22 protein-coding genes are annotated in these 20,599 nt (G+C 52.8%); 9 read left to right on the top strand and 13 right to left on the bottom strand.

Going from position 1 to position 20,599, the window contains the following annotated elements:
- Positions 1-231 precede the first annotated feature (231 nt).
- On the top strand, positions 232-1,098 hold the full coding sequence (gene rsgA, locus SPV1_RS08815) for a ribosome small subunit-dependent GTPase A (protein ID WP_009850820.1): 867 nt from the start codon (positions 232-234) through the stop codon (positions 1,096-1,098).
- A gap of 84 nt (positions 1,099-1,182) precedes the next feature.
- Here the strand turns inward: rsgA and SPV1_RS08810 are convergent, their stop codons facing one another.
- The 8 genes from SPV1_RS08810 to metG form a co-directional block, all read right to left on the bottom strand.
- Positions 1,183-1,725 carry a manganese efflux pump MntP gene (locus tag SPV1_RS08810; protein ID WP_009850819.1) on the bottom strand — a complete coding sequence of 181 codons (543 nt, stop codon included), beginning with the start codon at positions 1,723-1,725 and terminating at the stop codon, positions 1,183-1,185.
- A 410-nt stretch (positions 1,726-2,135) separates the two neighbouring features.
- Positions 2,136-2,954, bottom strand: coding sequence for a carbon-nitrogen hydrolase family protein (locus SPV1_RS08805; protein ID WP_009850818.1), 819 nt, complete (start codon positions 2,952-2,954; stop codon positions 2,136-2,138).
- Positions 2,947-3,828, bottom strand: a complete 882-nt coding sequence (locus tag SPV1_RS08800; protein ID WP_009850817.1) for a DUF4438 domain-containing protein — start codon at positions 3,826-3,828, stop codon at positions 2,947-2,949. The genes SPV1_RS08805 and SPV1_RS08800 overlap by 8 nt, the downstream gene beginning before the upstream one ends.
- 94 nt (positions 3,829-3,922) lie before the next feature.
- The gene (gene aat / locus SPV1_RS08795) at positions 3,923-4,552 is read right to left on the bottom strand and encodes a leucyl/phenylalanyl-tRNA--protein transferase (protein WP_009850816.1); all 630 of its coding nucleotides are present in this window, start codon (positions 4,550-4,552) and stop codon (positions 3,923-3,925) included.
- On the bottom strand, positions 4,549-5,073 hold the full coding sequence (locus SPV1_RS08790) for a hypothetical protein (RefSeq protein ID WP_009850815.1): 525 nt from the start codon (positions 5,071-5,073) through the stop codon (positions 4,549-4,551). Before SPV1_RS08790 ends, aat begins: the two co-directional genes overlap by 4 nt.
- 34 nt (positions 5,074-5,107) lie before the next feature.
- Positions 5,108-6,031 carry a fructosamine kinase family protein gene (locus SPV1_RS08785; protein ID WP_081442010.1) on the bottom strand — a complete coding sequence of 308 codons (924 nt, stop codon included), beginning with the start codon at positions 6,029-6,031 and terminating at the stop codon, positions 5,108-5,110.
- Positions 6,000-6,539, bottom strand: a complete 540-nt coding sequence (locus SPV1_RS08780; protein ID WP_009850812.1) for a DUF2062 domain-containing protein — start codon at positions 6,537-6,539, stop codon at positions 6,000-6,002. Before SPV1_RS08780 ends, SPV1_RS08785 begins: the two co-directional genes overlap by 32 nt.
- A 161-nt stretch (positions 6,540-6,700) precedes the next feature.
- Positions 6,701-8,239, bottom strand: a complete 1,539-nt coding sequence (gene metG / locus SPV1_RS08775) for a methionine--tRNA ligase (protein ID WP_009850811.1) — start codon at positions 8,237-8,239, stop codon at positions 6,701-6,703.
- A gap of 180 nt (positions 8,240-8,419) precedes the next feature.
- On the opposite strand from metG, the gene SPV1_RS08770 reads away from it, so the two are divergent.
- Entirely contained in the window at positions 8,420-8,983 is a 564-nt protein-coding gene (locus tag SPV1_RS08770) for a porin family protein (RefSeq protein ID WP_009850810.1), read from the top strand.
- Between the two features lie 75 nt (positions 8,984-9,058).
- Here the strand turns inward: SPV1_RS08770 and erpA are convergent, their stop codons facing one another.
- A complete protein-coding gene (gene erpA / locus SPV1_RS08765; protein WP_009850809.1) occupies positions 9,059-9,418 on the bottom strand; it encodes an iron-sulfur cluster insertion protein ErpA in 360 nt (119 codons plus the stop codon).
- A 178-nt stretch (positions 9,419-9,596) separates the two neighbouring features.
- Here erpA and SPV1_RS08760 point away from each other — a divergent pair, with 178 nt between their 5' ends.
- The 6 genes from SPV1_RS08760 to SPV1_RS08740 all read left to right on the top strand — a co-directional run bounded on the left by SPV1_RS08760 (position 9,597) and on the right by SPV1_RS08740 (position 14,339).
- Complete coding sequence (locus SPV1_RS08760) at positions 9,597-10,559, top strand: FAD:protein FMN transferase (protein WP_009850808.1); 963 nt, start codon at positions 9,597-9,599, stop codon at positions 10,557-10,559.
- A 189-nt stretch (positions 10,560-10,748) separates the two neighbouring features.
- Positions 10,749-12,329 (top strand): peptide chain release factor 3, encoded by a 1,581-nt coding sequence (locus SPV1_RS08755; RefSeq protein ID WP_009850807.1) that lies wholly within the window; start codon positions 10,749-10,751, stop codon positions 12,327-12,329.
- 91 nt (positions 12,330-12,420) lie between these two features.
- Positions 12,421-12,594 carry a hypothetical protein gene (locus SPV1_RS14520; protein ID WP_009850806.1) on the top strand — a complete coding sequence of 58 codons (174 nt, stop codon included), beginning with the start codon at positions 12,421-12,423 and terminating at the stop codon, positions 12,592-12,594.
- A gap of 263 nt (positions 12,595-12,857) precedes the next feature.
- On the top strand, positions 12,858-13,313 hold the full coding sequence (locus tag SPV1_RS08750) for a response regulator (protein ID WP_152909293.1): 456 nt from the start codon (positions 12,858-12,860) through the stop codon (positions 13,311-13,313).
- Between the two features lie 201 nt (positions 13,314-13,514).
- Complete coding sequence (locus SPV1_RS08745; RefSeq protein ID WP_009850804.1) at positions 13,515-13,853, top strand: tRNA-binding protein; 339 nt, start codon at positions 13,515-13,517, stop codon at positions 13,851-13,853.
- An 81-nt stretch (positions 13,854-13,934) separates the two neighbouring features.
- Positions 13,935-14,339, top strand: coding sequence for an ester cyclase (locus SPV1_RS08740; protein WP_009850803.1), 405 nt, complete (start codon positions 13,935-13,937; stop codon positions 14,337-14,339).
- A gap of 176 nt (positions 14,340-14,515) precedes the next feature.
- On the opposite strand, the gene nhaA is transcribed toward SPV1_RS08740, so the two are convergent.
- The 3 genes from nhaA to SPV1_RS08725 all read right to left on the bottom strand — a co-directional run bounded on the left by nhaA (position 14,516) and on the right by SPV1_RS08725 (position 18,927).
- On the bottom strand, positions 14,516-15,856 hold the full coding sequence (gene nhaA, locus SPV1_RS08735; protein ID WP_009850802.1) for a Na+/H+ antiporter NhaA: 1,341 nt from the start codon (positions 15,854-15,856) through the stop codon (positions 14,516-14,518).
- A gap of 616 nt (positions 15,857-16,472) precedes the next feature.
- Complete coding sequence (locus SPV1_RS08730; protein WP_009850800.1) at positions 16,473-17,378, bottom strand: ribose-phosphate diphosphokinase; 906 nt, start codon at positions 17,376-17,378, stop codon at positions 16,473-16,475.
- 1 nt (position 17,379) lies between these two features.
- Entirely contained in the window at positions 17,380-18,927 is a 1,548-nt protein-coding gene (locus SPV1_RS08725; RefSeq protein WP_009850799.1) for a thymidine phosphorylase family protein, read from the bottom strand.
- Positions 18,928-19,115: 188 nt separating this feature from the next.
- Between SPV1_RS08725 and SPV1_RS08720 the strand changes: the two genes are divergently transcribed.
- Positions 19,116-19,595 carry a CDP-archaeol synthase gene (locus SPV1_RS08720; protein WP_152909295.1) on the top strand — a complete coding sequence of 160 codons (480 nt, stop codon included), beginning with the start codon at positions 19,116-19,118 and terminating at the stop codon, positions 19,593-19,595.
- Here the strand turns inward: SPV1_RS08720 and SPV1_RS08715 are convergent, their stop codons facing one another.
- Positions 19,596-20,552: a metallophosphoesterase gene (locus SPV1_RS08715; RefSeq protein WP_009850797.1), complete on the bottom strand. Its 957-nt coding sequence runs from the start codon at positions 20,550-20,552 to the stop codon at positions 19,596-19,598.
- Positions 20,553-20,599: the final 47 nt, after the last annotated feature.

Below are 20,599 nucleotides of genomic sequence, written 5' to 3'. Positions count from 1 at the left end.
AGTTTGACTGTGCTATCACAATTGTTTTCTATTGGTGCCTAGGTCTCTTCAGGAGTTATTTTGCTAAATATAGGTTCTCTGTCGCAATTAGGCTGGAAACCCTGTTTCCAGCAACAGCTGACTCTTGATGAGTGGGAAAACGCTACAGTAGGTCGAGTAGTTTCTCATGAGAGAGGCTTGATCCATGTGCAGACTTCAGAGGGGAAGAAGCCGATTCGTGTTTCGAAAAATATGCCTGAGTTTTCGGTGGGTGACTGGATCGTACTCGATTCATCGGGGGGATTCATTCGCCTGCTCGAACGGTTTTCGCTCTTTTCCCGCAAGGCGGCCGGCACAAAAGTTACAACCCAGTTGATCGCATCCAATATCGATACGGTATTTATCGTTAGTTCGATGAATCAAGACTTTAATCTCAATCGTATCGAGCGTTATCTGGCCGTAGCCAACGAGGCAGGTGTTGAGACAGTAGTTGTCCTGACAAAACTGGATACATGCAAACATCCAGACCAATACGTGGTTCAAGTACATGATATGGACCCGTTTCTTTCAACGGTTACGGTGAACAGCCTTGATCCGGAAAGTGTCTGCAAACTGGGCGGATGGTGTATTGAAGGCAATACCGTTGCATTTCTGGGCTCGTCAGGTGTTGGAAAATCAACACTGATCAACACCTTGCTGGGAGAGAGTGCCCAACAGACCAATGCCATTCGCGAGGATGATGCAAAGGGACGCCATACGACCACATCGCGATCTATTCATATTCTACCTTCGGGAGGTCTGTTGCTCGATACACCCGGCATGCGGGAGCTTCAACTGGCTGAGTGTGAACAAGGCATTGAGGATACCTTCAGTGAAATTACCGAGCTTGCCAAGCTGTGTAGGTTCAAGGATTGCCAGCATGAAAACGAGCCAGGATGCGTTGTTCGGAGCGCGATTGAATCCAGCGGCTTGGATGAGCGTCGCCTGACCAATTATCTGAAATTGATGAAAGAGCAGGAACTGAATACAGCAACGTTAGCGGAGAAAAGAGCCAGGGATAGGGAGTTTGGTCGCCACATCCACTCCTACAAAAAGTCTAAGAGAAATAAGAAGGGTTAATCGCCCTACGAATGTCCGCTTTTGACCGCATTTCGCTGGCGACCACAGGCCGTCATCGGCCGTGATTAGAACTAATACTGATTGTTAGAACAGCAAAACCTTCAGACCAATAAGAATCAATACAATGCCGCCAAACAACTCCGCCCGGCTCTCCAGCCAGGTGCCGCTACGGTATCCGACAAATACACCTATCCAGCTAAACACAAAGGTCGTAACCGCAATAATCAGACACGCCAGAAAGGCATTGACCTCCAACAAGGTTAAAGTAAATCCCGCTGCCATCGCATCTATGCTGGTCGCAATTGCGAGCGTTAACATCACTCTGTTCGTCACAACAGAAATCTCTTCTTCAACGCCTTCGCCTAAGGATTCATAAATCATCTTGCCCCCGATAAGTGCAAGCAGCCCAAAAGCAATCCATGGAGCATACGCCTCAACCCAGCCCAGAACCCCATGACCGGCAAGGTAACCGATCAAGGGCATCAACCCCTGAAACAGGCCAAACCAGATTCCCGCTTTCAGGGCCAGCGAAGAGAGGCTCGCTTTATCCCCTTTAGAACCCAATCCGATAGAAACAGCGAAGGCATCCATAGATAGCGCTACGGCCAAAAATATCACCTCAATCATCGCCCATCTCCTGGTCCGGATTCAAAACGCATCGCAGTTTACGAATGTGGAAAACAAATGACATACTTAACAGGTGTTCAGGCCGATTGATTTCAATTTGCTCCTGTTCGGTTATCCTGAATAGTCCTATAGCGTAGGCCCGCCGGTTTACACACTTCTATCCACCATCAACCACTGCTTTTTCCGGTTGTGATGACTTAGCTTGTTTGTCCGTTATTTGGCTTTACATTCTGCATCCAACATACTGTAAAAAAACAGTTAATTGTAACTGCTAAATTTTAGGCATGTCACACGCATGTCACTGCAATGTAACAATACAATGGCCTACGGAGTTTCATGCACCGACTTATCCACAACCTCTGTGGACAGTGTCCGGATACCCTTTATTTAACCCTTGCTTAAGCCGCATATCAGCGGCTTATCTGTCTGTGCTGGAGGCTGGGCAGGATCTTACGAATGTGCGCAAGGCGTGCGGATGTCAGATCAGCCATGATCACACCTGTGCTCTCTTCCTGTAGCGCCATCACTTCCCCCCACGGGTCGATAATCATCGAGTGCCCCCATGTTCTGCGTCCATCTGCATGCACGCCCCACTGGGCCGAGGCCAGCAGATAACACTGGTTCTCGATCGCGCGGGCCCGCAACAGTGTTTGCCAGTGCGCATGCCCCGTCTGTTCTGTAAATGCGGCCACCACGCACACGACATCACACCCGCTATCTGCATAGTGACGATAGAGTTCGGGAAAGCGGATATCATAGCAAATCGACAAACCGAAACGAAAATCGCCCAACGCAACAGAGCATGGATGCTCGCCTGCCACAACACTCTCAGACTCATGGTAGGATTCGCCGTCCAGATCCACATCAAACAGGTGTATCTTGTCATAGATTGCGCGCATCCGCCCATCGGCAGAAAAAACCGGACATGCGTTGCGTAACTTGTCCTGCCCCCCTGTTAACAGCGTGCTGCCTCCAACAATCGCCATTCGGTGCGTGATCGCCTGCTCCGAGAGAAAAGCCAATACCGTCGAATTTTCCTGCGGCTCGGCCAGCAAGCGCTTGTCGCTTAAGCTTGCGCCCATCAGGGAAAAGTTTTCAGGCAGAACGGCCAGCTCGGCACCGGCTGACGCAGCCTGCTGCAACAGGAGCGATGCCTGCTCCAGATTCGCCTCTCTGTCGGCGCCTGAGTTCATCTGTATGCATGCAACACGCATGCCGGCACTAGACATAACGGCCTATGCGCTTGATTGCACCCATATTGGCATCATCACTGAGTACCGGAACCAGTTTGTCATCGCAGGCGCTGATCAGCGTCATCATGCCCGGACCGTGTCCGGCCAGCGGCGAATCGGAATGGATCACCACACCGATGGTGATCGAGCCCTTGCGGTAGGTGCGTCCATAACGGTTGTCGTGATCCAGTACAGCCACAAAATCACCAAAGCGCAGCCTCTCCATGCCGTGTTCGCTGACGGTCGCCTGATCGTGGCAGAGGATGTCATAATCACCCGTTGTCACCGACAGTGCGCCGATACCTGAACCCATGGCGTGACCGGGGATAATGACATGCACCGGTACTTCGATGCGGCCATCCGCCCTCTCCTTCAACCCCCAGGCCTCCAGCAGATCGGGATCCAGATTATAGATATAGACATCCGGATGATCGATCAGGCGCAAACCCTGCCCGTAACCGCGGATCAGAAACTTGTCTTCGCAGGTTAACCTGTCGAGCGTGCTATCGGGAAAATCGATCATCAGATGCTCCACACCGCCATGATGACCGAGCACCGTACCCGTCTCTCCCTTGGCCTCACCGGAGACGACACGCGCCTGATTGCCGCAGCAGGCCATAAACTGGTAACCGGCTTCCACCTTGCGATTCTTGTGACTCAGTGTGGTCGATACGCCCGGCTCGATATGTTCACCGGCCCAGCCGAATACCGAATCGCCGATTTTCACGTTATAGGTAATGCCGCCGGTGGATGGCCAGGAGAATATTTCGCCGGCCGCCCCCACTTCAAACGGTGCCCACTGATGGGCCGGAGCAACGCTCCCCTGTACCGCCGTCATGATCAGTTGTTCGCGATTGGTTTTCAGACTCATATGGAGGACCCTTTTGCTGCGCCGGCATCTGTCACCGACGCATCATAATGTATTTGCGGTTTCTCCCCATTGATAACGCATCATAAGCATTTTATCAATCGCCGCGCACCCCATTGATCAGATCAAGAAAACGCTGACGTGGAATTTCTCGCGCACCGAGACTGGCTAGGTGATCGGTATGAAACTGGCTGTCGATCACCTTCCAGTTCTCTGCTTTTGCCAGCGCAACCAGGTGCGCCAGTGCCATTTTTGAGGCATCGGTTTTCAGGCTGAACATTGATTCGGCAAAAAAGACACGCTCCGTCAGTACGCCGTACACTCCCCCGATCAGGGATTCGCCTTCCCACACTTCAACAGAGTGAGCAAATCCCAACTCATGCAGGCGCAGATACGCCTCCTTCATCTCGGGCAGTATCCAGGTGCCCTGCTCTCCTTTTCTGGGAATATTCGCACACAGGTTGATTACATCGGCGAACGCTTCATTGCGGCTGAATCGATAGCGCACCTGTTTGAGTCGGCGACTCAGCCGCCGGGAGCAATGAAATTCATCGGGAAAGAGCACCATGCGCGGATCAGGTGACCACCACAGTATCGGTTGTCCCTCGGCATACCACGGGAAGATACCGCGGGCATAGGCTGCCAGTAGTGTTTGTGGCTGCAGGTTTCCGCCGATAGCCAGCAGCCCCTCCTCATTCGCCTGCGATGGATGCGGAAAGATGATCATGGCCGTATCACTGCTGTTTCCAGCCTGTTCACCAGCTTGCGGGTAATCACATTGATCAGCATCTGAGCGCGCCTTGTTTTGCCGGGTGAAGCCATTGAGCCGCCTGCACTATTTTCTGCGACCAGTCGCCATGAGTGCAACACACGCCCTGCCCTGCCCAACCTTGCCCGAACCACCAGATAATCGGGTTCGGCTACCTGAAAGAGCAGCAGTGTAACCAGCCCCGGACGCAGATAGAGCTGATCAATACAGACATCCAGCGATACTTCCGAGCCGGCATCGAGCAGGCCGGCACGCTCAAGAGTGGCCGGCAATGAACTGTTCAACTCAGCCGTAGCAAAGCTCAGCTGCTCAGCGGGGATGTCATTATAATCAGGCTTACACACGCGACCGACCTCATGCAAGGAGACGCGCAATGCCGGGTTCATGGATTTTGCTGCATGCGGTGTTCCGCTGCAGCCTTCAAGCCATAACAACTGACTGCACAAACATAACCACATGATACCTCTGATGATCAGCATCCGGCCATGCTATAAGTCGACCAGACACAGGCAATCAGTATTCGGCCAGTAACTGATCCATCATCGATTCCGCCTGACGAGCGTAACCGCCGCCAAAGAGGTTGGCATGGTTGAGAATATGATAGAGATTATACAGTGATTTGCGCACGCCGTACCCCGCATCCAGCGGCCAGGCCTCACAGTATGCGGCATAAAATGCGGCATCGAAGCCTCCGAACAGCTCGGTCATGGCGATATCAGCCTCCCGATCACCGTAATATACCGCAGGATCGAACAGGACCGGGTTCCCCGCCTGATCAAAGCCTCTGTTACCGCCCCACAAGTCTCCGTGCAGTAACGACGGCTGCGGCCTGTAAGCTGAAAAAAAGTGTCCGAGGTCGGCTTGCAGGCGCTCACCCTTATCCTGCAAGGAGGCAGAAAAGCCCCGTTTCGCCGTCAGCGACAGCTGAAAGCCCAGCCGCTGATCACGGAAGAAGTCAACCCAGCTATCGGAAGGCGTGTTGAGCTGGGTGGTTGAGCCGATGGTATTGTCACGGCTCCATCCGAACCTCTCTGCCTGACACCGATGCAGCGCCGCCAGCTCTCTGCCCAGCCGCGCGTTTGAACCGGCTGCAGGTGCAGCAAAACAGATGTACTCGGTTACCAGCCAGGCCTTTGTAGCAGCAGTCCCATGACAGACAGGCTCCGGGACACGGATGGCGCCGGCTTTGCCCAGCTCCTGCAAGCCGTCCGCCTCCGCCTCAAACATAACCAACCAGTCAGGGCGATTACATTTTACAAAATATGTAACTGCTTGAGCGGCAGTTTGACCATGCAGGCAATAGGCCTCATTGATGCTGCCACCCCCGACGGGTACTGTATTGTGCAGTTGAAACAGGTGACCGGTGGCATCAGAAATACTGCGGGCGACCTGCGCCCAAAGTAAATCAGTGGCTTTGGCTGAGTTTGGAGAGCTGATGATGATGGCGGCGACGCCAGCGCTTGAGCACCATGGTTCGCCAGGCCAGATGCATACCGACATAGCCGGTAAGCGCACTCACCGCACCAAGAACCAGACAGCCAAGCAGAAACGGCTGCCAGGCTGATGCCAAACCGTTATGCAGCCACTCAAGAGAGAGATTATCAAAATTGAAGTTCCCTTTCGGTACATTCAATATCCATGCACCAACCAGATAGGCGACGTAAAAGATAGGCGGCATGGTTAGCGGATTGGTCAGCCACACCATAGCCACAGAGATCGGCAGATTGCCGTTAAAGAGAATGGCGCCGCCGGCCGCCAGCACCATCTGGAACGGAAGAGGTACAAAAGCAAAGAACAGACCGACAGCAAAAGCCGTGGCTACCGACCGTCGATTCAGGTGCCAAAGGGAGGGTTTATGTAACAGCACACCGAAACAGCGCAAACACTTATGGGTGCGGATCGTCTCATGATCCGGCATATAGCGCTTTAACAACTTCCTCGGCATGGTCCAATGGTGCAACCAAAAAATGCAGTTGACAATCTTTTGTGACACAGATCACCAGCGTGATGATCCGTCGCATGTCACCCTCCCGGAAAAACAGCGATAGGACGTGATTTTAGTTGTTTCTTTTCAATTACTTATAAATGAAGCATTAATGCTTATTATTAATCCATACGCGGAAAAAGCGGTTGCGGCTTTTCACACTGATGACCGGGCTTGAGCAATCCCCACCCGCCATGGCTGGCAAAAGTCAGCGTCTGACTCATCAACTCGGCACCCTGAATCTGGTTCAGCATCGCACTCATTTTGCCTGGCATAAACGGCATCAGTTGCAGGGCAACCAGTCGCAGCGTCTCAGCAAGATGGTAAAGCACGGTATTCAGGCGAGCCTCATCGCCGGCCTTGGCCAGCGACCACGGCGCATTCTCCTCAACGTAGCGGTTACCGTGACGCACCACCACACTGATCCGCTCCAGCGCCAGGTGGAATGCCTGTTTATTCATGTGTGCGGCAACATCACGCTGCATCCCCTCCACATCGGCAATCAGGGTACGATCAACAGCCTGCTCATCACCGGGCTCGGCCAGTACGCCGTCACGATATTTGTTCAGCATCGCCAGAGATCGATTGAGCAGGTTGCCGACATCATTGGCCAGATCGGAGTTGTAGCGCTGTTTCATCGCGCTGAACGAGAAATCGCCATCCTGACCAAATGGCACCTCACGCAGCAGGAAATAGCGGATGACATCGGCATCATACTGCTCCAGCAAATCGGCCGGACGCAGCGCATTGCCCTTCGACTTACTCATCTTCTCGCCTTCGACCGTCCACCAGCCGTGGGCAAAGAGCCGCTGCGGCAATGGCAGATCGGCAGCCATCAACATGCAAGGCCAGTAAATCGCATGGAACCGCAGAATATCCTTGCCGATCAGGTGTACATCGGCAGGCCAGTATTTCGGCAGTTCCTGATCCGGAAAACCGAGTGCTGACAAATAATTGGTCAGCGCATCGATCCAGACATAAATCACATGTTTTTCATCGCCGGGTACCGGTACGCCCCAGGAGAAGGTTGTACGCGAAACAGAGAGGTCGTTGAGCCCCGACTCGACAAAGCGCAGCACTTCATTCCGGCGGGAGGCCGGCCCGATGAAGTCGGGGTTGGCGTTGATATATTCCAGCAAACGATCCTGATAGGCGCTCAGACGAAAGAAATAGGACTCCTCCTGTACCTTCTCCACCGCTCGTTTGCAGTCCGGGCAATGCTTCTCTTCCCAGCAATCGGCATCATTGAGCTGGGTTTCCGTCCAGTAGGTTTCGCACGGCACACAGTACCAGTCCTCGTAGAACCCCTTATAAATCGCACCGGCATTTTCCAGCCGACGCCACATCGCCTGTACACCTCTGCGATGACGATCGGAACTGGTACGGATAAAATCATCGTTGGTAATGGCCAGTTCGGGCCACAAACTCTGATAGCGCTCAACCACCTGGTCGGCCAGCTCAATCGGTTCAATACCGCGTGCTTCCGCCGCCTGCTGCACCTTCTGCCCGTGCTCATCCACACCGGTCAGAAAAAACACATCGCGGCCTGCCATACGCTGATAACGCGCCAGCACATCGGCGGCAATCGTCGTATAGATATGGCCCAGGTGCGGCTCATCATTCACATAATAAATCGGTGTGGTTACGTAATAGCTTTCCATTCGAGCAATCCCATGATGATACATTTATCGTAAAGTTGTGCGCACTCTAACCGCGAAGTCAGCTAAAGACAGAGTGCGGCCATCAGATCCGGTTTAACATGCCCGATATCCATGTAACTGCTGTGGTTCTCATACGCTTTCCTGCAGCTATATTGCGCCGCAAAAAACAGAGGAGCACATATGAAACATCGGATCATCGCTACTATCACCACACTGCTTGCACTGACCTTCAGCATGCCTGCGTGGGCTGCCGGATCACATTATGTCGGACTGGGCGCAGGCGCCATAAATCTCGGCAACGGGTTAAATAAAAAAGCTGTTTTCGGCAGCTACCTACAGATCGGCCATCATTTCAGTGAGTATTTTGGCGCAGAGGTACGACTGGGAGCAACAGCCAGTCAAACCAGTAATCTGCCGGCTCCGGCAAAACGGCGTATGGATTTCGTGGCCCACTATCTGAAACCCCAGTATCCGTTTACCACTAACCTGACCGGCTATGCACTAATCGGCTTTGCCGTCGTACACACAACCTATCAGCCAACTGGTGGTACAAAGCAGAGCAAAAACCGCATCGGTTATGCTTACGGACTCGGACTCGATTACCAGCTCAATGATGATTACTCGGCCGGAATTGAGTGGTCACATATGCTCAGCAAGCCGAAGAACACCGCCGCCACGATCAGTACCAACTTCAAGGGGCTGGAGGCCAGTCTGTTTACCGCCGCCGTGCGCTATCATTTTTAACGGGTAATTATTAAATATGAGGCAGGTTTTCGTGTCTGCACGCAAAACCTGCCTCAACCTGATCTTTCTCTCGGGCTAGTAACCGGCGTTCGAGCAGCCTGCTCCGCTTTCCGATGGTGTAAATGATTTACCACAACCACAGGTAGATGCCGCATTGGGGTTACGGATCACAAAGGACTCGCCCTGGATACTGGTCTGATAATCAATCTCCGCACCGTCCAGCAGATCCAGACTCATCTGATCCACCAGCAGGCGTACGCCGTTGGAATCAATCACGGTATCGTTCTCCTTGACCTCTTCTTCAAACGTGAACCCGTACTGAAAACCGGAGCAACCGCCGCCGGACACGAACACGCGCAGATTCAGATCGTTACTCTCATTCTCCATCAACCCATGCACTTTCTGTGCGGCTGCTTCAGTAAGAACTACGGACATGATTCACCTCATATGGCAGGCACTCTGTTTCACGGTGCCTTGAAAACCAGCATTCGATCATACGGGACTCATCGATCACCGCTATAACCGAGCGGAATCATCGGGTATTTGGCCGGGGTTGGCAAGACGGACAAATATTCACTCTTGTCACTCGCCCGACGATCACAAGAATGATCGCATGTATTCTCCGCTATTACGGCTGCCCCAAAGCCTGTTATTCACCCTGCTACTGCTCACCGCCTGCAGCGGACCGTCCGATGTGCATGAAACCCGTTTTCTGATGGGAACCCTGGTTGACTATACTGTCAGCGGAGTCGATCAGGATAAGGCCGAGCAGGCCATAAGCGCAGCTGCCGATGAAATGCAGCGCATTGAAGATACATTCACCATTTATGGTGATCAGCCCAACGCCGTTAAAGCGTTCAACAAAGAGGCGCCAAATACACCGGTCACGCTGCCCGATGAAGTCAGCTATGTACTGGGTATAGCACTGCACGTGCAACAGCAAAGCGGCGGCGCATTTGATCCGGCACTGGGCGGACTGAATCTGCTGTGGGGGTTTTCTCTTGATCCTCCGCCCGCCTCTCCGCCGTCGGCCGACGCCATCCGTGCCGCAGTGCCCCCATCTCACTGCATCAGGCGCAGCGGCGCGCAGTGGCTGCGTACCGATAGGCGCTGTCAGCTGGACTTTGGCGGCATTGCCAAGGGTTATGCCATTGACCGCGGTATTGAGGTACTCAGGCAGCACGGTATTACCAATGCCATCATCAATGCCGGCGGTGATCTTCGTCTGATCGGCAGCCATGGCAAACGCCCGTGGCGCATCGGTATACGCGACCCGCGCAAACCCGGCGGCGTACTCGCAGAGCTGGATCTAAAAGGTGATAAAAGCATCGTTACATCAGGCGATTACGAGCGCTTCTTCATCTATCAGGGAAAACGATATCACCATATTCTCTCCCCAAAAACCGGCTGGCCTGCCATGCAAAACCAGAGCACCACGGTGATGGCGCCATCGGCCATGCTCGCCGATGCCTGGAGCACGGCGCTCTTCGTTAATGCCACTCCCCCTGAGCGGCCGTCGTCGGTGTTACTGATGCGCGTGGACAAGGCGGGGCATATCCATGGTAAACTACAATAAGCAAATGCTTTGATGCCATAGGTATGGCAACAAGGCATGCGATAGTGGTGACTATGTGACGGCTGCATGATGGATCAGGATATCAAGCTGCCAGTGCTCACATCTTAGTAAGTCATCCACATCCGCCTCCAACTTCGCTACACTGCGCCGCCTTTATATAAGCAGAGAAAGAGGTTTGGAGCAAAACGCATGAGTCTGACCAGGGAAATCGCAAAACGGCGCACATTCGGCATTATTTCACATCCGGATGCCGGTAAAACCACGCTGACTGAAAAGCTGCTGATGTTCGGCGGCGCTATCCAGATGGCCGGTGCCGTCAAAGCCCGCAAGGCCACACGCCATGCCACCTCCGACTGGATGAAAATTGAGCAGGAGCGCGGTATTTCGGTCGCCTCCTCGGTGATGAAGTTCAATTACCGCGATTTCGAAATCAATCTGCTCGACACCCCGGGCCATCAGGACTTCTCCGAAGATACCTATCGCGTGCTGACCGCCGTCGACTCGGCCATGATGGTTATCGACTCGGCCAAGGGCGTGGAGCCGCAAACGGAAAAGTTGATGGAAGTCTGTCGCATGCGCAATACGCCCATCGTCACATTCATCAACAAACTTGATCGCGAGGGACAGGAACCGCTGGATCTGTTGACCGAGATTGAGGAGAAGCTGCAAATTGAGTGCACGCCGCTCTCCTGGCCGATCGGTATGGGTAAAGCGTTTCGCGGCGTTTACAACCTGTATAAAAAGGAGCTACACCTGTTTACGGCCGGCATGGAAACGTCCGATTTCGAAACCATCCGTATTGACGACCTGAGCGACCCCAAACTCGACGAGATTCTCGGCCATCAGGCCGATGAGCTGCGCGGGGATATCGAGCTGCTGGAGGGTGCGGCTGACCCGTTTGATCTCGATCACTTTCTTGCCGGCAGCCAGACACCGGTCTTTTTCGGATCCGCCATCAATAACTTCGGCGTCAAGGAGCTGCTCGATGCCTTTGTCGAGCTCTCCCCTGCTCCCGGCCCGCGCGAAGCGGTGGAGCGCACCGTGACGCCGGATGAACCGGATTTCTCCGGCTTCTGTTTCAAGATTCAGGCAAACATGGATCCGGCCCATCGTGACCGCATTGCATTCTTCCGCATCTGTTCCGGTCGATTCGAGCGGGGCATGAGCGTGCGCCACCATCGTATCGGCAAGGATATCAAGATCCCCAATGCCACGATTTTTATGGCACAGGATCGCTCCCATGTCGAAGAGGCCTATGCCGGCGATATTATCGGTATTCACAATCACGGCACGATCAAAATCGGTGATACCTTCACCACCCGTGAGCCTCTGAAATTCACCGGTATCCCGAACTTTGCACCGGAGTTGTTCCGTCGCGTTCGTCTGAAAGATCCGATGAAGCGCAAACAACTGCACAAGGGACTGGTTCAGCTCTCCGAAGAGGGTGCAGTACAGATCTTCAAAACCCTGCTCACCGGTGATTACATCCTGGGCGCGGTCGGTGTGTTGCAGTTTGATGTAACTGTGGAGCGACTGAAAACGGAATACCGCGTGGATGCCGATTATGTCTCCACCGATTTTCAGGTGGCACGCTGGGTCACCTGCGAAGATGAAAAGAAGATGGCCGAGTTCCGCCGCCTGTTTGAGATGAACCTGGCCGAAGACGGTGACGGGTTCCTGGCTTATCTGGCACCGAGCTTGTGGAAATTGAATTATACCATTGAGCAGTGGCCGGATGTCACCTTCCACAAAACACGCGAACATATTTAACGGCTAAATCGGTTTTGTCTTTCAGCGACCGTATGGTTAGTCTTGCGTCTATTAAGGCAAACCAGCCGAAAATAAAAAAAAGGTGATTCCCATGAATGTAGATCAGCACTTGAAAGTAGCCCAGTGGCATATTGAACAGGCCCGTTTGCATGCAACCAGCCAGCATACCTGTGGTTGCCCGGTCAATGAGCACTACCAGAAAATCATCGATGAAATCGAGTCCGGTAAAGTCGAAGAAGAACTGGTTTGCTCAACCGGTAACTAATAAAACTTGTCAGCATAATCTGTTAAAAGCCGCCCCTTTCGGGCGGCTTTTTTTATGCCTCCCAGGCAACAGGTCTCATATCATCCCGGAACAAGACGTATCACCTCCGTTAATGAAGAGTCGCGTCCGCCGCCTTTCAACCAGACTGAGTCCGTGAGTCACTGGTAACCATTGCAGTGTAAAAACACCGGGACGCTTGTCATAAAAACAAACAACCAGATTGCATAAAAACTGCTATAATCAGATAGCCCAAGGGAGCTATGATGTTTCACGTGGTTGATGATTCCGAAATGCTTAGAGAAATGCTGGTAGACATGATTGAGATTTATGATTGCAATGTGATGACCTTTGCCAGCGCATCAGAATATCTCGAATATGTCCGATCAGATGCGTTCAAGGCACCCAGCGCTGTATTGACCGATGTACACATGCCACAGATGAGCGGGTATGAGATGATGGAGCAGGTGCTCGCTATCGACCCATCCATCAGGTTTGCGATATTAAGCGGTGAGCCGGATATTCCCGCTCGCTATCAGGATAAGGTCTGCCTGTTTCTCGGGAAGCCTTATACAGGCGATCAGATTCAGAACATGATTTATATATTCAAACAATGTGAGTTAAACAGTGCATCCCCGGCTACCGGCGAACACCGGCTTTGCGATCGTAGCATGTTTAACCTGCCCTCTTCCTGCAGCTGCCCGAAAGACGCTTGCAACTGAATCGGCTGATTTTTCTGTACCTGAGATTTGCTCCCAGTAAGCACCTGCTTGTAAAGGAAAACGATTGCGTTCAAAGCCTACGTCGATGCAGATACACATATCGGAAGCTCATGATCTACTTGAAAGTGGTGACTTTCTTGGAAAGGTTCTCGTAGATAACAGCGAATGGGAGTGAACTAAATTGGTTTTGGATTTATAAGGATGAATACTATTTCATGGGATGACTTTCAAAAAGTGGAGTTACTTGTAGGCACAATAATCGAAGCCAGTAACTTTTCTGAAGCGCGCAAACCAGCATATAAGTTAATGGTCGATTTTGGTGAAAAAGTGGGAGTTAAGAAAAGTAGCGCACAAATAACAGCTCTATACACTCCTGAAGAACTCATCGGAAAACAAGTTCTGGCAGTTGTGAATTTTCCGCCAAAGCAAATTGGGCCAATGATGTCTGAATGTTTAGTAACAGGGTTGCATCGGGACAATGGAGATGTTGTATTGGCTGTTCCTGATAGACAAATTCCCAATGGGGCACGACTTGCCTAACGGATCAGTCCAGTCCGGATGCACTAGCGCGCGGCTGGCTTCAATCGATATGTATCAAGCTCAAAACAAGGGGTGGTAAAGATGAATGCGAAGGATCTTGTTGCGACATATATCGAGGAAGTTTGGAACTGCGGCAATTTAGCCGCGCTTTCGGACCTGACAGCCCCCGGGTTCACCTATCATTTAGGAGGCCAGCCTCCGCGCGACTTGGCGGGAATGGAGCAGTTTCTCGCTGGGACACGTGAAGCATTTCCGGACTGGCGCGTCACGGTTGAAAGTATCGTGGGCAATGAATCGCTTGTAGCGGTCCGCTGGAGCGGTGAAGTGACGCATCTGGGCCTATTCCACGGCGCTCCGGCGACTGGCAAAAAGGTATCTGTTTCAGGCATTAACTTGTACCGCATCGAAGGCGGTAAGGTTGCGCAGGAGTGGGAGCAGATGGATTCACTGGGGATGCTCGGTCAGTTGGGAATCCTACCGACCTAACCACGGTTTGCCCTAACCAAAGGTGCCTTCCGATTGGGGCTGTCAGAATCACGGCGTTTACCTTGTCTCATCTACCATCTGAATGATTTTTTCCTGCATGCGCCCTGCTATCTGAACCATAACGTTGTTCTCTCTGCAAGCCTGCGGTGTGTTCTGATAACGAATTACGTGTGTATTTATCTGCCTTTTGTAGAAACAAAACGGATATATAACAGACCAAGCATTGCAGAAATAACCGAGGCAAACAAAATCGATGTCTTGGCGCTATGGAGATGCACGGGTTGCGCATCAAACCCCAGCGTGGCAATAAATGTGGACATGGTAAAGCCGATACCGGCTATCAGTGACACACCTATGACGTGGTGAATATTAATAGCATCCGGCAGACACCCGATTTTGTAGCGCAGGCAAAGCCAGCATGCACCTGAAATACCAATAAATTTACCGACTACAAGCCCGGTAACAATGCCCAACCCAATTGGATGCTGAAGGCTTTCAATAAATGAACTTGCGTTAAACGCCACGCCGGCATTAGCCAGCGCAAACAGTGGCAAAACAAACAGTGCAACGGGCAAATCCAGCGCATCTTCCCAGCGACGTAGAGGCGTGCTCGCGCGTTCCGCATAATCACGGATCTTCAGCACCTGTTCATGATCCTGACGACTACCGAGAACATCGACCTGACCCGCATGATTTTGCATTGAATTGATTTTAGATTTCGCTTTATTCAGTAATTTACCGGGCGCTAACAATGGCCGCGCAGGTATCGTCAAAGCAATCGCCACACCGGCAAACGTGGGATGGACACCGGATTTAAGCATCGTCCACCAGGCGGCAACACCTACGATGACATAGAAAAGAGGTTGGCGGACACCTGCATAATTAGCCACGCCCAAAAACGCGATCAGCGTAAATGAAGTGAACAGAAATGTTACCGATATCTCCTGTGTATAGAACAATGCAATCACCAGTATGGCGCCGATATCATCAACAATGGCGAGACCCACGATAAAAGCTAACAGAGCAGTGGGAATATGTTTTCTGACCAGGGTGAGCACACCTAACGCAAATGCCGTATCCGTCGCCATCGGGATACCCCATCCAAGCTGTGAGCCATGTGACCAGTTGAACAGGGAATAAATCACAGCCGGACAAACCATTCCACCGACGGCACAGACAATCAGCATACGTCGATTTTCGGGTTGAGCGAGATCTCCGGCCAGGGCTTCCCGTTTGATCTCAAGGCCTAGCAGGAAGAAAAATACCACCATCAAACCATCATTAATAATGTACTTGAGTGAAGCGTGCAGCTCGAACTCGCCGACAAAGAAACCAACCGATGTGTGTATCAGGTTCTCGTAGGTAGCAGAGTAATCAGAGTTTGCCCACCACAGAGCTGCAACCGTGGCGACCAGAAGAAACAGACTGGATGTGGTCTGCGCACGTATGAAGTTTGAAAACGGGGATTGAATATTCTCCAGGCCGCGCTGCAATATATTATTTGTATCATCACTCATTGAGCAAGCTTAGTCGTCCTCTATTAAGAATGTATTAGATGTTATCCAAATAGTCATAAGCCCCGCTAAAACAAACATAACTGCCACGTAAATGAAAAGCTGGCTCGTTTTCAACCGGCAATGGAATCTGCTCTGACAGAGCTATTCAACAGCCACCTCTTTCGGGCGGATTTTTATACACCTGAAATGTGATTGCCTGAAACCCTCCCGTTATGCAGGGCATCTACTTTGCATCATCTACCATCTGAATGATCTTTTCTTCCACGTCCCCCTGCTATCTGAACCAGTGTTGCAGGCCCCCGAAGCCATTGCGTTTTACCGATACTTCGAGATCCATGGCGACCTGATCAAATGATTTGTCAGTTTCAACAATATAATACATCAATCACCTGCCACCTTATTGGTTCGACAGAAGCTTTCCATATCGATGGATTTTGCCCTCCGCTTCTAACCAATCGTAAACTGACACTCCGCTTCAAAGCCGAGTTGCTCTGAAAGCAAGTAAGCTGCTTTAACGATGTTATATTAGCCATTGGTGACTCCATTCAGGTCAGGCTGAAATTCTGACCCGGATATCCAGACTACACCTGCCTGAGCATGATAATTAGATACAGGCTTACAAACAGGAGTTCACACCATTAGCCAGAAGCGGTGCCAGACTGATGACGTTGCTGGAGTGGACGATGCTGTCGGTACTCCAGATGGCATCGAGCTCCGCCGCCTGCAATCGCGGCCAGGCATCACCGGCAAACAGCGCATGCGTGATGATCGCAGAAACCGATGCAGCGCCGGCAGCCTTTGCAGCCTCGACTGCAGCCAGCAGTGTGCGGCCGGTGCTGGCCACATCATCGACCAGCACAATATGGCGACCGGCGACGCTGATATCCGCCGGCAGATGGATTTGTACATCGCTGTCACCCAGACGCTGCTTCTCCGCTACGGCCACATCGAATCCGCGGCCGGCGGCAATGGCATCCACCCATTGCTGGGACTCCTCATCAGGCCCAAGCAGCAACGGCTGCTCAACGCGGCTAGCAATGAAATCGCCCATCAAAACAGTGGCCGAGAGTGCCAGAGCTTTAGATGCAGGAATCGCCTGTTTCAGCTGATGCACCCGGTGCAGGTGCGGATCAACCGTCACAACACCGTCGAAGGCATCGGCCAGCAGCATGCCGATCACCTGCTGGCTGATCGCCTCACCGGGGTGAAAAGCCGTATCCTGCCGCATATAACAGAGGTAAGGCGCCACCAGTATCAGCCGTTTCACGCCGTTAGCGCGGGCTGCTGAGGCCGCCAGCAACAACTCGATCAGCTTCTCATTCGGTTGATTCAGGCTGCAGAGGATCACGACATGATCCGGCAACGGTACGGGCACGGCAACACGGCTCTCGCCATCGGGGAAGCGGTGAACAGTGATTTCGGCAGCAGATACCCTGCCCTGCTCACTTAACAGCGAAGCAGCCAGCATCGATGCCTGACCTGCTGCATCCGGAAAGCTCAGTACCACCATATCGGAGGTCATGTCACAGCGCCGGGAAGTAGCGCGGTGCTGGCGGTACGGCCCCTATCGTATATCCGTCACCCTTGGCAGCCAGATCCTGTGCGAACTCGAAATCGGAAGGAAATTCGGCATGGATGCGATAGAGCGCTTCACCCTCGCTGACCGGGTCACCCAGTTTCTTAAGCAGATCAACCCCCGCCCCCTTATCCATCGGAGCACCGGCCAAACGGGCAATGCGCGCCATCTGCAGGTTATCGATACCGGTCACATAACCACTTTCCGAAGCGAGTATCTCTTTTACCAGCACTCCCGGTTTCATTGCTGTTTTATTCATACCCTGCGCAGCAATAATCGCCTGCATCTTTTTCATCGCCCGTCCTGTTTCAAGAATATCCCGTGCGATGGCATAGCCCTGCCCGCCACGCACATCCGGATCAAACTCCAGAATACGGCCGGCCAGCCTCAGCGCCTTCTCCCGCAGATCGGAAGGTGCCTCCGGATCGTTTTCCAGCACCAGAATCACATCGCGCGCTTCAAGCACCGGTCCGATACCTCGCCCGATCGGCTGCTCGCCGTTGGTGATCACCACCTCCAGATTCAAACCGGATCGATCACCGACATATTCAAACATCTTGCGCAGTCGTAGCGCATCATTCATGCCGTGTACCTTGGCCGACGGCCCGACCGGGATATCGATCAGCAGATGCGTACAGCCGGCGGCAATTTTCTTGGAGAGAATCGAGGCCACCATCTGGCCGGGTGAATCCAGCGCCAGGGGCCGCTCAACGGAGATCAGCATATCATCGGCCGGAGCCAGACGCGCCGTACCGCCCCATGCCAGACAACCGCGCTCGTGTCGGACAATCTTGCGCAACCGGGCAAGGTTGAGCTGGACATGGGCCAGCGTCTCCATCGTATCGGCCGTACCTGACGGCGAGGTAATGGCGCGGCTGGATGTTTTCGGAATCAGCATGCCGTGGGCCGCGACAATCGGCACCACCAGCATCGTCGTCCGGTTGCCCGGAATACCGCCGATACAGTGCTTGTCGGCCACCAGCGGCTCGCCCCAGTCCAGTCGCTCACCGGTATCGACCATAGCTTGAGTCAGCGCGAGGATCTCATCTCGCTCCATGCCATTCTCGCTGCAGGCCACCAGAAAGGCGGACATCTCCATGCGTGAATAGCGGTTATCCACCACATCCTGCATGATGCCGGTAAAATCAGCTCCATCCAGATGCTCGCCGGCAATTTTCCGGTGTACGGCATTGAGTGATTCCGGCGGTATGGCATGACTGATACAGACGGTCTCACCTTCAGCCAGCCCCAGCTGCTCAAAGGCCTGCTCGCTGAGTCCAAGCTCATCCGTCGCCATAATACGTTCGTCGCTGGCCACATTGAGTACGGCCAGCACCTGTTGATCCATGGCCGTGCTATTGATCTGCACCTTGGCCAGCGCCTGAAACCCTTCGGCGCGATAGATCGGGCAGTCCCGATGCAGATAGGCGACATTCTCCTTATAGGTATCAATACCCACACGTCGCAATCTGAGATGGAAATCAGGTATGTTCATATCACTCCTTCTGAACGAGCGTGGAAACCAGCTCTTCGCCTGCTGCATTTATACTCCCACCAGATAAGAATGTCGATGCATAAACGTCCGCCATACATCAACTCATCACCTCCCTGATAAGCGCTGACCCTGCTGTCGCCGCCAAATGCATTATTTTATGCCAGATAGTGATATAGTAAGGCATGGCGATGATCGAACTCAAACTGCTGATTCTGGTGATCATCGCCAACGGGATGCCTCTGCTCGGCACAGCCCTGTTTGGGCAATTATTCGCTCACCCTCTGGATCACGGCCTGAAGTTGTCTGATGGAAAGCGTCTGTTTGGAAACCATGTCACCGTTCGCGGTGTAGTGCTTGCCATTGCAATCACTACCCTGACAGCTCAGCTGACTGGGGTGCCGGCAGCAGATGGTGCTATCATCGCATGTGCGGCCATGGCTGGCGATGCCCTGTCCAGCCTTATCAAACGTCGTATGGATATTCAGCCGGGCGGCATGGCTGTCGGACTGGATCAGATACCTGAGAGCTTTCTGCCGCTGCTGGCCATGGCTGGCAGCTACAACCTTTCGCTCCCGATTATCCTCGCGCTCTGCACGGTTTTTTTGTTATTTGATCTGCTTGTTTCCCGACTGCTGTATCACTTCCGCTTGCGCAGTCGCCCCTATTGATCATCCACCCTGACCACCACACCGTAATCGGTGCAAAGTGATTTCCGGCGGACAATTATAGCGTACATCCACCACGCATGTGCCGCTACCGACCGAGGTATACCCTTGCAAGCCGTGATACCGCCAAACTCCCCGGCCCATTCGACGCGGAGCATTGATGTTATAAGTCAAAGCGAAACCACCGGGCAGGCAAACCTGACCGCCATGGGTGTGGCCGCTAAGCATTAAATTGATATCCGAATGTGCCGCCTGTCGATACAACTCCGGCGAATGTGAAAGCAGGATGGTGATCGACTCGGCAGGAATGGCGGATGCCGCTTTATCCAGATTATCTACCTGATAATAGTGTGTATCATCCACCCCGACGACATATAAATGCTCGCCATTATGTTCGATCAGGGCCGACTCATTAAGCAGCATGCGAACGCCCAGTTCCTCCAGGCCCGGCACCATCTCAATAAAGTCGTGGTTGCCGAGAATCCCCAGCACCTCTCCTTTCAGTGCAGACTTGAGCTTGACCATGCCCTGCAATACCGCATCAAATGAGCCATATGTACGGGCACGAAAATCGCCGGTAATGACGCACAGGTCATATTTCACCGTAGTTACCCGTTGATTCAGCGCACGGGATATCGCATCACTCATATCCACGTGGATATCGCTTAGCTGCAGAATGGTAAAGCCATCAAGTCCGGCAGGCAGATCAGGGATAAATACCTCATTTTCACAAACACGTATATCGGCGGCGTTATGCCTGCCCCGCTCATAGATACCGGCCAGACGAAAGCACAGGCGCATCAGTGCATGCACGGAATACCAGTTTTCAATATGGAAAAAATTCCGGCCCCGACCGAAAATCTGTTTTACATGTTCCTGTTCAATACCCAGCCGCTGCTGAAGATGCAGCCGGCCAATCCGTTCGGCCAGGGCATTATATTGTTGATCGCCGCGTTTCATGAATTCACTACCCCGCATAAAAACGATCTCACATGCTTATAGAGAGT

The sequence above is a fragment of the Mariprofundus ferrooxydans PV-1 genome, from assembly GCF_000153765.1.
Taxonomy (GTDB): Bacteria; Pseudomonadota; Zetaproteobacteria; order Mariprofundales; family Mariprofundaceae; genus Mariprofundus; species Mariprofundus ferrooxydans.
This window is presented reverse-complemented; position numbering and strand designations above follow the sequence as displayed.

What these genes read in the sequence shown, in the direction of transcription:
- SPV1_RS08750 (WP_152909293.1), top strand. Translation starts at nt 12,858, where the DNA reads ATGTTTCACGTGGTTGATGATTCCGAAATGCTTAGAGAAATGCTGGTA.
- SPV1_RS08730 (WP_009850800.1), bottom strand. Translation starts at nt 17,378, where the DNA reads ATGACCTCCGATATGGTGGTACTGAGCTTTCCGGATGCAGCAGGTCAG.
- rsgA (WP_009850820.1), top strand. Translation starts at nt 232, where the DNA reads ATGCCTGAGTTTTCGGTGGGTGACTGGATCGTACTCGATTCATCGGGG.
- SPV1_RS08790 (WP_009850815.1), bottom strand. Translation starts at nt 5,073, where the DNA reads ATGCTGATCATCAGAGGTATCATGTGGTTATGTTTGTGCAGTCAGTTG.
- SPV1_RS08810 (WP_009850819.1), bottom strand. Translation starts at nt 1,725, where the DNA reads ATGATTGAGGTGATATTTTTGGCCGTAGCGCTATCTATGGATGCCTTC.
- SPV1_RS08770 (WP_009850810.1), top strand. Translation starts at nt 8,420, where the DNA reads ATGAAACATCGGATCATCGCTACTATCACCACACTGCTTGCACTGACC.
- SPV1_RS08780 (WP_009850812.1), bottom strand. Translation starts at nt 6,539, where the DNA reads ATGCCGAGGAAGTTGTTAAAGCGCTATATGCCGGATCATGAGACGATC.
- erpA (WP_009850809.1), bottom strand. Translation starts at nt 9,418, where the DNA reads ATGTCCGTAGTTCTTACTGAAGCAGCCGCACAGAAAGTGCATGGGTTG.
- SPV1_RS08755 (WP_009850807.1), top strand. Translation starts at nt 10,749, where the DNA reads ATGAGTCTGACCAGGGAAATCGCAAAACGGCGCACATTCGGCATTATT.
- SPV1_RS08725 (WP_009850799.1), bottom strand. Translation starts at nt 18,927, where the DNA reads ATGAACATACCTGATTTCCATCTCAGATTGCGACGTGTGGGTATTGAT.
- SPV1_RS08805 (WP_009850818.1), bottom strand. Translation starts at nt 2,954, where the DNA reads ATGTCTAGTGCCGGCATGCGTGTTGCATGCATACAGATGAACTCAGGC.
- SPV1_RS14520 (WP_009850806.1), top strand. Translation starts at nt 12,421, where the DNA reads ATGAATGTAGATCAGCACTTGAAAGTAGCCCAGTGGCATATTGAACAG.
- SPV1_RS08745 (WP_009850804.1), top strand. Translation starts at nt 13,515, where the DNA reads ATGAATACTATTTCATGGGATGACTTTCAAAAAGTGGAGTTACTTGTA.
- SPV1_RS08760 (WP_009850808.1), top strand. Translation starts at nt 9,597, where the DNA reads ATGTATTCTCCGCTATTACGGCTGCCCCAAAGCCTGTTATTCACCCTG.
- SPV1_RS08715 (WP_009850797.1), bottom strand. Translation starts at nt 20,552, where the DNA reads ATGAAACGCGGCGATCAACAATATAATGCCCTGGCCGAACGGATTGGC.
- SPV1_RS08800 (WP_009850817.1), bottom strand. Translation starts at nt 3,828, where the DNA reads ATGAGTCTGAAAACCAATCGCGAACAACTGATCATGACGGCGGTACAG.
- aat (WP_009850816.1), bottom strand. Translation starts at nt 4,552, where the DNA reads ATGATCATCTTTCCGCATCCATCGCAGGCGAATGAGGAGGGGCTGCTG.
- SPV1_RS08740 (WP_009850803.1), top strand. Translation starts at nt 13,935, where the DNA reads ATGAATGCGAAGGATCTTGTTGCGACATATATCGAGGAAGTTTGGAAC.
- nhaA (WP_009850802.1), bottom strand. Translation starts at nt 15,856, where the DNA reads ATGAGTGATGATACAAATAATATATTGCAGCGCGGCCTGGAGAATATT.
- metG (WP_009850811.1), bottom strand. Translation starts at nt 8,239, where the DNA reads ATGGAAAGCTATTACGTAACCACACCGATTTATTATGTGAATGATGAG.
- SPV1_RS08720 (WP_152909295.1), top strand. Translation starts at nt 19,116, where the DNA reads ATGATCGAACTCAAACTGCTGATTCTGGTGATCATCGCCAACGGGATG.